This is a genomic window from Achromobacter sp. HNDS-1 (assembly GCF_040084795.1).
GTDB classification, from domain to species: Bacteria; Pseudomonadota; Gammaproteobacteria; order Burkholderiales; family Burkholderiaceae_B; genus Achromobacter; species Achromobacter ruhlandii.
This window is the reverse complement of the sequence record NZ_CP157584.1, coordinates 232,651-245,189: the sequence shown is the minus strand read 5'-3', so window position 1 is coordinate 245,189 and position 12,539 is coordinate 232,651. Positions and strand designations below refer to the sequence as shown.

Annotated in this window: 12 protein-coding genes; 11 read left to right on the top strand and 1 reads right to left on the bottom strand. The window is 61.6% G+C overall.

Annotated elements, in window-relative coordinates; genetic code table 11:
• Positions 1-177 precede the first annotated feature (177 nt).
• The 3 genes from ABFG95_RS01065 to ABFG95_RS01055 all read left to right on the top strand — a co-directional run bounded on the left by ABFG95_RS01065 (position 178) and on the right by ABFG95_RS01055 (position 3,495).
• A complete protein-coding gene (locus ABFG95_RS01065; RefSeq protein WP_348995308.1) occupies positions 178-1,800 on the top strand; it encodes a methyl-accepting chemotaxis protein in 1,623 nt (540 codons plus the stop codon).
• A 140-nt stretch (positions 1,801-1,940) separates the two neighbouring features.
• A complete protein-coding gene (locus ABFG95_RS01060; protein WP_348995307.1) occupies positions 1,941-2,918 on the top strand; it encodes a cation diffusion facilitator family transporter in 978 nt (325 codons plus the stop codon).
• A 25-nt stretch (positions 2,919-2,943) separates the two neighbouring features.
• Positions 2,944-3,495: a cytochrome b gene (locus ABFG95_RS01055; protein WP_100505398.1), complete on the top strand. Its 552-nt coding sequence runs from the start codon at positions 2,944-2,946 to the stop codon at positions 3,493-3,495.
• Positions 3,496-3,564: 69 nt separating this feature from the next.
• Here ABFG95_RS01055 and fabF read toward each other — a convergent pair whose 3' ends face one another.
• On the bottom strand, positions 3,565-4,836 hold the full coding sequence (fabF, locus tag ABFG95_RS01050; protein ID WP_348995306.1) for a beta-ketoacyl-ACP synthase II: 1,272 nt from the start codon (positions 4,834-4,836) through the stop codon (positions 3,565-3,567).
• A gap of 107 nt (positions 4,837-4,943) precedes the next feature.
• Between fabF and ABFG95_RS01045 the strand changes: the two genes are divergently transcribed.
• The 8 genes from ABFG95_RS01045 (at position 4,944) to ABFG95_RS01010 (ending at position 12,539) form a co-directional block, all read left to right on the top strand.
• The gene (locus ABFG95_RS01045; RefSeq protein ID WP_348995305.1) at positions 4,944-5,525 is read left to right on the top strand and encodes a TetR/AcrR family transcriptional regulator; all 582 of its coding nucleotides are present in this window, start codon (positions 4,944-4,946) and stop codon (positions 5,523-5,525) included.
• A 337-nt stretch (positions 5,526-5,862) separates the two neighbouring features.
• On the top strand, positions 5,863-6,600 hold the full coding sequence (locus ABFG95_RS01040) for an abortive infection system antitoxin AbiGi family protein (RefSeq protein ID WP_348995304.1): 738 nt from the start codon (positions 5,863-5,865) through the stop codon (positions 6,598-6,600).
• 539 nt (positions 6,601-7,139) lie between these two features.
• Positions 7,140-8,297, top strand: a complete 1,158-nt coding sequence (locus ABFG95_RS01035; protein WP_348995303.1) for an ATP-binding protein — start codon at positions 7,140-7,142, stop codon at positions 8,295-8,297.
• Positions 8,272-8,865 carry a hypothetical protein gene (locus ABFG95_RS01030; RefSeq protein WP_348995302.1) on the top strand — a complete coding sequence of 198 codons (594 nt, stop codon included), beginning with the start codon at positions 8,272-8,274 and terminating at the stop codon, positions 8,863-8,865. The genes ABFG95_RS01035 and ABFG95_RS01030 overlap by 26 nt, the downstream gene beginning before the upstream one ends.
• A gap of 400 nt (positions 8,866-9,265) precedes the next feature.
• Positions 9,266-9,595, top strand: a complete 330-nt coding sequence (locus tag ABFG95_RS01025) for a hypothetical protein (RefSeq protein WP_348995301.1) — start codon at positions 9,266-9,268, stop codon at positions 9,593-9,595.
• A 119-nt stretch (positions 9,596-9,714) separates the two neighbouring features.
• On the top strand, positions 9,715-10,395 hold the full coding sequence (locus tag ABFG95_RS01020; protein WP_054498853.1) for an RraA family protein: 681 nt from the start codon (positions 9,715-9,717) through the stop codon (positions 10,393-10,395).
• Positions 10,392-11,645, top strand: coding sequence for an aminotransferase class I/II-fold pyridoxal phosphate-dependent enzyme (locus ABFG95_RS01015; protein WP_348995300.1), 1,254 nt, complete (start codon positions 10,392-10,394; stop codon positions 11,643-11,645). Before ABFG95_RS01020 ends, ABFG95_RS01015 begins: the two co-directional genes overlap by 4 nt.
• A gap of 72 nt (positions 11,646-11,717) precedes the next feature.
• Positions 11,718-12,539, top strand: a complete 822-nt coding sequence (locus tag ABFG95_RS01010; RefSeq protein ID WP_054496940.1) for an ABC transporter substrate-binding protein — start codon at positions 11,718-11,720, stop codon at positions 12,537-12,539.

Sequence of the window (12,539 nt, the reverse complement as noted above, 5' to 3'; positions counted from 1 at the left end):
TGACGGGCGGGGCGTGGGAGAACGGAAAGACGTTTGGCTTCCCTGAATGTCGAAGCGGCTGGCAGCCACAAACAATTCCGTCCCGCTCTGCGAAATCGCAAACTCTAATTACAAAATGGTTGCTATATGTGTCATGATTTTTATACTAGGGTTTTCCCTTTGTCGTAATACAAATTCATGCGCTCGCGTCTCACTCTTGGCAACCTCTCCATTGGCACCCGGCTGACGCTGGGCTTCGGCACCGTACTTGTCCTGCTACTGGCGCTCACAGGCCTGTCGCAATACGAACTGTCCCAAATCGGCGGCATCAACCGGACGATCACGGAACAGACTTGGACCGAGGCAAGCGCCATCAACAGGATTGACGTGACGACGCGCGCCAATGCGCGCGCGAACCTCGAGTTGATCGTCAATACCGATCCCCGCGCCGCTGAAACGCTGTTTGCCCGCATCGACACCAATCGGAAGGTGATCGACCAGGCGCTGGAAACCCTGCGGCCATTGTTCAGCACCGAAGACGAACGTCAGCGACTGCGGTTATTGGAAGACGTGCGCGGCCGCTACGTGAAGTCATTCCAGGGCGTGGGCGCGCTTCTCAAGCGTGGCGAGCGCGACGCCGCCCGCCAACGTTTGCTGGAAGAGACCCTTCCGCTCCTGGACAGCCTGCAGGACCACGTCATCGAGATTTCGCGGATTCAGGCGGCCGAGATGGCGGACGCCAGCGCCGACAGCCGGGAGGTCATCGACAACGCGGGCATGTTGAACCTGATCCTGTCGGGCCTGGCCGTCGTGCTGGGCGGCCTGTTCGCGTGGCGGGTGTCCAAGTCGATCACGGCGCCGCTTGCCCAGGCTGTGTCGGTGGCGGAGACCGTGGCGCGTGGCGACCTGGGGCAACCCATCCACGCCGTCACCCGCGATGAAACCGGCCGACTGCTGCGCGCGCTGCACGATATGCAGGACAAGCTGGCCGGCGCCGTTCGCACCATTCGCGCCGGGTCCGAAACCATCTCCAGCGCAGCGGGGCAGATCGCGGCCGGCAACACCGACTTGTCCAGCCGGACCGAAGAGCAGGCCGCCTCGCTGGAAGAAACCGCCGCATCGATGGAAGAACTGGCGTCCACCGTCAAGCAGAACGCCGACAACGCGCGCCAGGCCAATCAACTGGCGGCAAGCGCCTCCGAAGTCGCCCAGCGCGGCGGCGCCGTGGTGTCGGCGGTGGTCAGCACGATGGGGGAAATTTCCGCCAGCTCGCGCAAGATTTCCGAGATTGTCTCGGTCATCGACGGGATCGCGTTCCAGACCAACATCCTGGCGCTGAACGCCGCCGTGGAAGCGGCCCGGGCGGGCGAGCAGGGCAAGGGTTTCGCGGTGGTGGCGGGCGAGGTGCGGTCGCTGGCGCAACGCAGCGCGCAGGCCGCGCGCGAGGTCAAGACGCTGATCGAAGCGTCCGTCGGCAAGGTGGCCGAGGGCGCGGGCCAGGCGGAAAACGCGGGCGCCACCATGCAGGAGGTGGTCGCCTCGGTCAAGCGTGTCACGGACATCATGGGCGAGATCGCCGCGGCATCGCAGGAACAGGCCACCGGCATCGAGCAGGTCAACCGCGCCGTGTCGCAGATGGACGAAGTGACCCAGCAGAACGCCGCGCTGGTCGAAGAAGCCGCGGCTGCGGCGGGCTCGATGCAGGACCAGGCGCATGCCTTGGTGAAGGCGGTCGGTGTGTTCCGCCTGCGCGAGGATGCCGCGCGGCGCGAGGCCATGGTCGCCCAGCCAGGCGAACGCGGCGTGCTGATGCTGACCTGATCAGTACGTCTCATTACGGGCTGGGCGATGAGCGGGGCGCAATGCCCCGCTCATCCACGTTCATCATCCGTTCAGGTTTCGGTGCTTATGCTCCTGCCCGAATGCCGCAAGGCTAGATTGCAAGAACGGGAGCACGCACCATGACAGCCTTTCCGCCTCCGCTGGAAGATCCGGAGGACGATGAACACAGCCCGGCCGAACGCGCCGCCGCCGCCGCTCGCAGCACCTGGGTAAGCGTGGGCGTCAACGTGGTGCTCGCCACCGCCCAGATTGTCATCGGCATTTTCTCCAAGTCCCAAGGCCTGATCGCGGACGGGATTCATTCTTCTTCCGATCTGATCGCCGACTTCATCGTGCTGCTGGCCAACCGCCATGGCCAGAAAGCAGCCGACGCGGACCACCACTACGGCCATTATCGCTACGAGACCGCGGCGTCCCTGGCGCTGGGCGTCTTGCTGCTGCTGGTCGGCGGCGGCATGCTGTGGTCCGCCGTGACCAAGCTGGAGCAGCCCGACGCGATCCCGCAGGTCCACCTCGTCGCGCTCTGGGTGGCCTGTGGCGCCCTGGTCATCAAAGAGGCCCTGTTCCGCTACATGCTTGCCGTGGCCAAGCGCGTGAAGTCCAGCATGCTGGTGGCCAACGCCTGGCATGCGCGCTCCGACGCGGCTTCGTCGCTGGTGGTGGGCCTGGGCATCATCGGCAACCTGCTGGGCTACCCGATACTGGACCCCATCGCCGCGGCCATCGTGGGCTTCATGGTGGCCCGAATGGGTTGGAGCTTCGGCTGGGACGCCCTGCACGACCTGCTGGACCGCGCCATCGACGAAGGCGAGGCCGCCGCGATCCAGCGCACCCTGATGGACACCCCGGGTATTCAAGGCGTGCACGATCTACGCACCCGAAAAATGGGGGATATGATCGTCGTTGACGCTCACCTGGAAATCGACGCCGGGCTGACTGTCGACGAAGGCCACAAGATCGCCGTGCAAGCGCGCCAACGCGTCATGCAGCGGCATCGTGTATTGAACGTGATGACCCATGTTGATCCCTGGAGACCTCCCGACGCGCCCACGCAGGGCGCCGAGGGCAGGGCGATTATCGAACCAGGCTGTCCGTAGCGCGTTTTGACGACAAGGAAGAAACATGAAAATCAAGAACTCCGATACTCAGTATGCAGGTCTGGTGATCACCATGCACTGGCTCATGCTCGTGGTCCTGGCTTTGGTTTACGCCTGTATGGAATTGCGCGGGCTGGCCACCAAAGGCACCGATCTGTACAACAACATCAAGGCGCTGCATTTCTCGCTGGGGTTGTGTGTGATCGGGTTGGTGGTTTTGCGGGTGGTTATCCGGGTGGCTTCGGGTGCGGCGCCTGGCGTGCGGCCGCCGATGCCGAGGTGGCAGGATGTGCTTTCACGGGTGATGCATTACGCGTTGTATGCGTTCATGATTGCTACGCCGATTCTGGGGTGGCTGACGCTCAGCGCCGGGGGCAAGCCGATTCCGTTGTTCGGCCTGGAGGTTCCGGCGCTGGTCAGCCCGGACAAAGCCCTGGCCGATCAGGTCAAGGAATTGCATGAAACCTTGGCCACGGTGGGCTACTTCCTGGTGGGGCTGCATGCCGCCGCGGCGCTGTTGCATCACTATGTGTTTCGGGACAACACGTTGGTGCGGATGCTGCCGGGGAGGCGCTGAGCTCTCTTGGGGCGGGAGCGCGGGGCGGCCGTGATCCACGGCAGAAGCGCCTCACCCGCGAGGCAGGGCTCAGGCTGAAAATCGCTTGAGAACCAATGACGCATTGACGCCACCGAAGCCAAATCCGTTGAGCATGGCATGCTCCATGGCATGAGCGCGCGCACTTCCAGCGATCAGGTCCAGGCCGTCTGCCAACGGATCTGGATGTTCCAGGTTGAGCACGTGTGGCGCAATCTGGTCACGCAAGGCCAATATAGTGAAAATCGCGGCGGCCGCTCCAGCGGCTCCCAGCATGTGGCCCATGGCGGATTTCGTGGCCGTAATGGAGGGGCCGGAGCCTGCTCCAAACACTTGGCGAATGGCCGCCAGCTCTCCTCGGTCACCGACCAGCGTGGATGTCGCATGAGCATTCAGATGTTGAATGTCATGGGGTTGCAACCGCGCCTGCCGCAACGCCGCGCGCATCGATCGGGCGGCGCCGGAACCATCTTCCGGCCCGGAAGTGACATGATAGGCATCGGCGGAAGTGCCGTAGCCTACGACTTCCGCCAGCGGCTTGGCACCGCGAGCCAACGCATGATCCAGCGCCTCCAGCACCAATAGCCCCGCGCCTTCGGCCATGACAAAGCCGTCCCGGGCCAGGTCAAACGGGCGGGAAGCCTTCGCGGGCTCGTTGTCGCAATGGGTCTTCACTGCCTTAGCCGCCGCGAAGCTGCCTAGCGCCACTTTGTCGATGGTGGCTTCGCTACCGCCGCAGAGCGCCATGTCGGCTTCGTCATTCCGAATCAGGCGCGCCGCATCGCCAATGGCCTGGATGCTGGCGGCACAGGCTGTCACCGGCGCTCCCAACGGACCCTTTAGCTGGTGCCTGATCGACACTTGTCCCGCCGCCAGATTGGCCAGGAAAGCCGGCACGGTGAAAGGCGACAAGCGCTGCGGCCCCTTGCCATCCGTGGTTCGCACAGCTTCGACAATGGTGCTGAAACCGCCCACGCCAGAGCCGATGATGGTTGCCGCGCGCTCCTGCTGCTCGACGGTTGGATGGCGCCACTGTGCGTGTGCCAGGGCCTGATCCGCCGCGCCCAATGCAAATGCGATGAAGCGGTCCATGCGGCGTAGCTCTTTCGCCGGGATGACGGCTTCGGCGCACCACCCGGCTTGCGGATCCTCCTCCTGGCTTGGCACCCGGCCAGCGATGGAAACTCCGGTGCCTTCGCCAACCGCCGCATCCAAGGAGCGTATTCCGGACTGGCCCGCCAGCAAGCGTTGCCAGGCCAGCTCCACATTGCATCCGAGAGGGGACACCAAGCCCAAACCGGTGATGACTACCCGACGTTCCATACCGCACCTTCCGCAATTGAACCCAGCCCTTGCGACGGGCTGAGTGTAATGTTATTGATGATGATCGTAATCATAAATCAATTTTGATGAGGGCTATCATCTAACCTATGAAAGTCAGCAAAGCACAGGCCGCCAAGAACCGCGAAGGAATCGTGGACGCCGCCGCGCGCCTCTATCGAGAAAAGGGCCTGGATGGCGTGGGCTTGGCCGAGATCACCCGCGAGGCGGGGTTGACCCATGGCGGGCTGTACCGGCATTTCGAGTCGCGGGATGCCCTCGCTCGCGAGGCATGCACGCGCGCGTTTGAGTGGACGATTACGCCGCAAGAGGGATCGGAGTCCCCGGAGGCGGATGGCGCATCTGCCGGTGGACTTCGCGCACTGGTGTATGGCTATCTTTCCACGTTCCACCGCGATCACCCCGGAGAGGGTTGCCCTGTTGCCGCATTGGCGGCAGACGTTGCCAGGGCAGGGCCGGAAATGTCAGAGGTCTTTGCGCAGGGTGTGGAACGCAACTTCCAACGCTTCATGAGTGAGCTCCAGGGGGATGACCCGGCCAGGCGCGCGCAGGCCATCGTGGCACTGAGCAGCATGGTTGGTGCATTGACCCTCGCCCGCGCCACGGCGGCGGGCAACCCGGCGCTTTCCGAAGAAATCCTGGCAACCGTGCGGGAGCGGTTGGCTGGATAGTTTTGCTCTGGCGGCTGCCTGGCCCAACTCGCCTGAGCTAGCCTAGCGCTATTCGGACTGGTTCAAAATTTCCAACTGCTGGGGCTGAGTTATTACCAGGGCGGGAGGGGAGAGTGCCGCACCCTCTAATTCAAAGCTGTTGGCTGCAAAAGCCGGCCACGGAAGTCCGCAGTCGGCCAAGAGCGGCCACTGAGGATCTATCAAGTTACGGACAGTGCAGCAGCCATTTCATCGCCCGTATTATTAGATTTTTTTGCGACCGCATACGGAGCACTCCGTTACCACGTGTGCTATTCCGACGTTATCATGCCTGCATGCATATCCACCGCGAATCGCTATGACTCCACGCTCTCGCACACTCTTTCATTTCACCAAAAGCTTAGACACGCTGAAACTTATCTTGGCTGATGGCTTCTGGCCGCGGTACTGCGCGGAAGACACAAGATGGCATGGCCAAATCGATGCACAGACCGTAGCGTTTCCGATGGTCTGCTTTTGCGATATCCCACTTTCCAGAATTTCCGATCATGTCAATTTTTACGGCCAGTATGGCTTGGGAATGACAAGAGAGTGGGCCACTGCTAATGGCCTCAATCCGATCCTCTATTTGGCAGGTGAAAACAACCTAATGGCTGAGCTTCGAAAGCTAAACCAGCACGCCAACCTGTTAGCCAAGGACAAGCAAGCAGCTGCAAAAGAGACTTTTCGCTATCTTTACGCGAATACCAAACCCGTCAGCGGGGTAATGATTGTCGATGGGGCACCAGTGGAAAAAGACTTCTATTTAGAGTCGGAGTGGCGCCACGTCCCCAAACACAACGACATCGAAGCATATCTTCGGCATACCATTTTCTCCAATACCGACCGCCTCAACCAAGAGAACGAAAAAACCAGCCGACATTGCCGACTCAGGTTCACCCCGAGAGACGTTAAGTACATATTTGTCCGCGCCGATGCTGACATCCCGGAAATCATCAACTTCATCCAAACGAAGTTGGATCGCTATCCGCACGTTGATACGAAAGTACTGATGTCACGCGTCACATCCTTGGAGAGCCTTCAGGGTGATGTATGAGATCTAGCATTGCAGCCTGCAGAGCTGCACGGACCGTGGTCCACTGCCATGATTTTGACAATCCTGAACGTCCACTTTCCCGAACTCTAACGCCCGATTAAGTCGGGCGTGGCCTGGGGCTCCTTGAGGCGGCTCTCGGCCACCAACGGCCGTTGGCCAGCGTTTTCGCGCGGACATTTGAACATCCGATGCGCACCAGACACCGGACGTTCAAACACATGCGCAATCTGCCAAGGCGTGAGCCTTTATGGTCGTTCGCAGCCCGTCGTGTTTTGTGCGCAACAAGTGGCTGCCCAGACGGCCCCGTAGGCACCCGTCGCGCTTCGATTAAGCCGAGTGTTCGATAGTGGCTGGTCGGAAAGGATGCTGCGAACAGCCCAGGCTGTGTAAAATTTGCGTCGCAGGACCGATGACTGTCGAAAGGAAGATCGGGTTGTGCTTGTCGCATCGCTCACAGAGAAGCCTTGGGCGTGCGTGTGAGACAAAAAGCCCCGCGGTTAAAACTCACACTGAAATGGCAAAAGGGAAGAAAGCCTCGTATGGACAATAACGAACGCGAAAAACTATTAAACCTTGCATTTCGCCCGCATTATCCGATCGAAGATCGCGAAAGCTTCTTCGGTCGCGAGCAGGAACAGCAACGCGTGATTCAGGCACTGCACAGCCCTGGGCAGCACGTCGTCATTTATGGTGAGAGAGGCGCTGGAAAAACCTCGTTAGCGCGGGTGAGCACGATCGGCAGCCCTCGAATTGACGTTTTCTGCGAAAGCGATTCGTCGTTCTCAAAGCTTGCACGTGACGTCATCCTTAAGTATCAGAAGGCATTTCCCTCCAAGTTGGTTTATGACGCCGCGACCGATCGAGTATCCATCGAAGGGGTCATGCGTTCAATCGACAATTTGGATGGAAACAGCCTGAAATCGCTGCTGCCAAACGAGCCGCTTGTGATCATCTTCGATGAGGTTGATCGACTTCCGGCAAATACGCTCGCGAGCCTTGGCGAATTTGCAAAGAATGCAGCCACCGACCTCGGTAACTCGACTCTTGTGTTCGTCGGCGTTGGCACTACAGTAAACGATCTGCTACGCGGTCACGAGTCCGTCTTCCGAAACATCAAATCCGTGGGGCTAGGCAGGTTTGAGCGAGACTCAGACATAAAAGCGATTTTGGAAAAAGGAGGTGGCATTCTAGGGCTCAAATTTTCCACGTCAGCCGTCTCCGATATCATCCTCGCGTCCGACCGCCTGCCGTTTTATGTCCAGTTACTCGGGATCACGTCCGCTCGTGTGGCGATGATCGAAGGCTCGAAGATAGTCACAAAGGAGCACGTTACAAGAGGTGCTGAGGATGCGGCTCAAGACGCGGATGAAACGCTGCGTGACGCGTACGAATCGGCAATCCTCTCCTCGCGGAGTGACGTCTACAAGTACATCCTGTGGGGATTGGCGTCGTTGGATGGGCGCATGGAGGGCGCCGTCGGACAGATCGCGGAAGTAGCATCAAATTTTGCGAATGGCAAAAGCATAAGCGCACAGGTGGCGGGTACCGCTTTGAAAGAGCTGATCTCCGACAGTCGACAAAGCATCATTTCGGCTCGCACAATGGGGCCGAGGAAAACCTTCTACTCTTTTTCACACCCGTTGATGCGCGGGTATGTAAGGTTGCGAATTCATGCCGCTAACAACCGCACTGAATGACTTTCAAAAAAATACGCAGCTCTGCTTGCATTCATATTGGCAGATTCGAGCCGCGAACGCCGCAATGATGCATTTCACTCAATCTGGACCGTGGACGACCCTCCCACTGGAGTTCGGTAACTTGCCTCACACGGCGCAAGTTCAACCACCGCAAAAAGTGCCAGTTAGCGCAGCATTACGTGAGATTGAGAGCTATATCAAGAACGGGAGGGCAGTCACGGACTTCTTTTTCGCGATGATCTCGTACTTCGAGTCTTTCCTTTCCGCAGCGTTGGCCGCAAAAACTCTATCCACCGATGGGACACTCGGCCAGCTCATGGCGCGGGCGAAGCAGGGATATTCCCTCCCAACTTCGCCGGAAACAGAAATGGCTGACGAAGTTCGGGAGCGTCGGAATATGCTGGTGCACCATCAGGGAGTAGCACAGCAGCGCTACGTGTCTGTTGCCAGTGTTACATCGCTACCTAGCCACATCCGTTCGGCAACGCTTGGACAGGTTTTATCTATCGACGACAGCTATTTTGCCTACGTGTGTGACGGCCTAATCACTTACGCGCGACTTTTTTAGTTGCGCCCTAAGTGTGAGTCAGCGCAGTGCGCACCTTCCGCCACGCTGCTATAGACGGCGCATGCCGAATACAGAAAAGTCTTCGCACGCTCGAGAGAGGGGCAGCCAATATAAAGGGTTATGCGTAGCGACTTGCCGAGCGGCTTGAGAACTGGACGACCGTTACACCTAGGAAGCTGACGTGGAAGCCACGCGAGGGCGAACGACCGCAACGGGTCGAAAGTAGCCATTGACGCTAGTACCTATGGCGAATTTGTCTCTCCTGCATCCAACATGCCGCCATGTCGCCATACACTCATGACTATCACCCCTCCGGTGCCGGTTTGGAAACCGGAAAGCTATAGGCGTAGACAGCCGCAACGCATCGCGGCCTGACTCACCCTATAGGAGGCAGTCCCCCATGCTGCACCCCCTAACCCAAAACCCCTGGCAAATCGACACCGACCGCGAATCCGGCCCCGTCTCCCTTTCCCACCTCCACCAACTAGACCGCACCCGCTACGCCATCCAGACCATCGCCCGCATGGTCGGCAACAGCGCGTCCGAACCCGACGCCACCGGCTCCCCACCGCTGGACCCCTGGGCAGTCACCGCCCTGATGGGCGGCGTAGAAAGCCTCTGCGAACACCTCGGCACCCTGACCGAAGCCATGCTCGACCAGGCCCTGCAACCCCACGACGAAAGGGAAGCCCCCAACCCCACTCACAAAGCTCCCCCCTCGATCCAATAACATCCACGAAAATAATTCCTACATAACCGGGAATTTATATCGTTTTGAGGATCGCCCCGCGAGGCCTTGTAATGCGTATTCGCTTATTGCCGTTCACGCCTTCAAGAAAATTCCTCGCTATGAATCCCATCGGATACCGCATTCTTCCCCGGCCCGCGCCGGCCGTCGCCGCTGACGTGCTGGCCGGTTTTGCCGCTATCGGCTCGGCCCAGATCAGCGATTGCATGAACCGCCTGTACGGCGTCAGCGGGCTGCGTCCGCTGCACGCCGGCAACCAGCGCACGGTTGGTCTGGCGCTGACCGTGAAGACGCGGCCGGGCGATAACCTGATGATCCACAAGGCGATTTCGCTGGGTGGCGCGGGCGATGTGATCGTGGTCGATGGCGCTGGCGATACCAGCAATGCGCTGGTCGGCGAGTTGATGATGATGGACGCGCAGGGGCGCGGCATCGCCGGGTTCGTGATCGACGGCGCGGTGCGTGACCTGGATGTGTTCGCGCAGGGGCAGTTCGGCTGCTTTGCGCGCGCGGTGTCGCACAAGGGGCCGTACAAGGACGGCCCGGGCGAGATCAATGTGCCGGTGTCGGTGGGCGGCCAGGTGGTCAACCCGGGTGACGTGGTGGTCGGCGATGCCGACGGCGTGGTGGTGATTCCCGCCGAGCATGCGGCGGCGGTGCTGGCGCTGGCGGTCAAGAAGGAAGCCGACGAGGCGGTGGCCAAGGAGAAGCTGCGCGCCGGCACCTACACCAAGCCCTGGCTGGAGAAGACGCTGGCCGAGAAGACGGGAGCCGCGAAGTGAACCAAGCCCCGACGCAAACCCAGGCTCAGACTCAGCCCCCGCAACCCGCCAGCATCGTCGCCGACCGCATCAAGCGCATCAAGCTGTCGCCCAGCGTGGCGGCGCGCGCGATCATTGCCGAGCTGCGCGAGCAGGGCCGGCGCATTATCGACCTGACGATCGGCGAGCCGGATTTCTCGACGCCGGAGCATATCCGCCAGGCGGCCACGGCCGCGATGAACCGGGGCGAGACCAAGTATCCGCCGGCCCAGGGCACGGTGGCGCTGCGCAAGGCGGCGCGGACGCATCTGCTGGAAGCGACCGGCGTCGATTACCCGGCGGCGCGCATCATTGTCAGCACGGGCGCCAAGCAGGTGATCTTCAACGGGCTGGCGGCGACGCTGAACGACGGCGACGAGGTGCTGATCCCGGCGCCGTTCTGGGTGTCGTATCCGGACATGGTGCTGGTCAACGGCGGGGTGCCGGTGACGGTGCCGACGACGCCGGCCACGGATTACAAGCTGACGCCCGAGGCGCTGGAGCGCGCCATCACGCCGCGCACCAAGTGGCTGATGATGAACGCGCCCAGCAATCCGACGGGCTCGGTCTACACTGCCGACGAGCTGCGCGGGCTGACCGCGGTGCTCGAGCGCCATCCGCATGTCTGGCTGATGACGGACGATATTTATGCGCGGCTGAACTTCACTGACGCGCCGACGGTGCATCCGTTGCAGGTGGCGCCGGCGCTGGCGGCGCGCACGCTGGTGGTCAATGGCGTGTCCAAGGCCTATGCGATGACGGGCTGGCGCATTGGTTACGGCGCCGGGCCGGACGAGCTGATCAAGGCCATGGCGATTCTGCAGTCGCAGAGCACGTCGGGCGCGTCGTCGGTGAGCCAGGCGGCGGCGCTGGAGGCGCTGTCGGGGCCGCAAGACTGCGTGACGGAGTTCGCCCGCGTTTTCCGCGAGCGCCGCGACCTGGCGGTGGCGGAGCTGTCTGGCACCCCGGGGCTGGCGATCGTGGTGCCGCAGGGCGCGTTCTACGTGTTTCCGGATTGCTCGGGGCTGCTGGGCAAGCGCACGCCGGCAGGTGATGTGATCCGCACCGATACCGACCTGACGCATTATCTGCTGCGCGAGGCTGGCGTGGCGGTGATCGACGGCCATGCCTATGGCGCGCCGGGCACGTTCCGGCTGTCGTTCGCGGCGTCGCTGGACGATATCCGGCAGGGCTGCGCGGGCATCCGCGAGGCCTGCGCCAAGCTCGCCTAGTTGTTCCCGGGCCCGCCGACGAGCGGGCCGGTTCCGTTTTTCTGTTCAAACCACAACACAAGGGGAATCACCATGAAACGCCATTCACTTATCGCCGCCTGCCTGGGCCTGGCCGCGTTGTCGCTGGGCGCTGGCGCCCGCGCCGACCAGGTCGCGGACATCAAGGCCCGCGGCGAATTGATCTGCGGCACGCTGGGCACGTCGCAGCCGTTCAGCTTCCAGGACGCGGCGACGCGCCAGCTGGTGGGCTATGACGTGGACGTGTGCAAGCTGGTGGCCGACAAGCTGGGCGTGAAGATCAGCTACAAGCTGCTGTCGGTGGCGGCGCGCGTGCCGGAGCTGAACGAGGGGCGCGTCGATATCCTGGCGGCGAACCTGGGCTATTCGCCGGACCGCGCCCAGCAGATCGCTTTCAGCCACGCGTACTACGTCAGCCCGCAGAAGCTGCTGGTGCGCAAGGATTCGGGGCTGGACACGATCGAGTCGCTGAACGGCCGCCGCGTCGGCGCGACCAAGGGTTCCAGTTCGGAGCGCGAGATCAAGCGCATTCTCGATAAGTCGCAGGTGATCGGCTACGGCGACAGCTCGGCCACGTACCTGGCCCTGCAGCAGAAGAAGGTGGACGCGCAGTTCGCATCCGAACTGGTGCTGGTGCGCCTGGTGCTGCAAAGCCCGCCGACGGCGCCGGTCAGCGTGATCGCCAAGTCGGTGTTCGACGAGCCGTGGGGCCTGGGCGTGCGCAAGTCGGAGCCGGGCATGCTGAATGTGGTGAACCAGGCGCTGGACGAGGCGGAAAGCTCGGGCGTGGCCGCGCAGTTGTTCGACAAGTGGTTCGGCGCGCAGACGCCGTACAAGCTCGAGCGCGGTTTCAAGATCGGCCCCATCGCGGGCTGA

Bases quoted from the DNA above. Each gene is read 5' to 3' on its own strand.
- ABFG95_RS01010 (WP_054496940.1), top strand. From the start codon at position 11,718: ATGAAACGCCATTCACTTATCGCCGCCTGCCTGGGCCTGGCCGCGTTG.
- fabF (WP_348995306.1), bottom strand. From the start codon at position 4,836: ATGGAACGTCGGGTAGTCATCACCGGTTTGGGCTTGGTGTCCCCTCTC.
- ABFG95_RS01020 (WP_054498853.1), top strand. From the start codon at position 9,715: ATGAATCCCATCGGATACCGCATTCTTCCCCGGCCCGCGCCGGCCGTC.
- ABFG95_RS01040 (WP_348995304.1), top strand. From the start codon at position 5,863: ATGACTCCACGCTCTCGCACACTCTTTCATTTCACCAAAAGCTTAGAC.
- ABFG95_RS01045 (WP_348995305.1), top strand. From the start codon at position 4,944: ATGAAAGTCAGCAAAGCACAGGCCGCCAAGAACCGCGAAGGAATCGTG.
- ABFG95_RS01025 (WP_348995301.1), top strand. From the start codon at position 9,266: ATGCTGCACCCCCTAACCCAAAACCCCTGGCAAATCGACACCGACCGC.
- ABFG95_RS01035 (WP_348995303.1), top strand. From the start codon at position 7,140: ATGGACAATAACGAACGCGAAAAACTATTAAACCTTGCATTTCGCCCG.
- ABFG95_RS01060 (WP_348995307.1), top strand. From the start codon at position 1,941: ATGACAGCCTTTCCGCCTCCGCTGGAAGATCCGGAGGACGATGAACAC.
- ABFG95_RS01065 (WP_348995308.1), top strand. From the start codon at position 178: ATGCGCTCGCGTCTCACTCTTGGCAACCTCTCCATTGGCACCCGGCTG.
- ABFG95_RS01030 (WP_348995302.1), top strand. From the start codon at position 8,272: ATGCCGCTAACAACCGCACTGAATGACTTTCAAAAAAATACGCAGCTC.
- ABFG95_RS01055 (WP_100505398.1), top strand. From the start codon at position 2,944: ATGAAAATCAAGAACTCCGATACTCAGTATGCAGGTCTGGTGATCACC.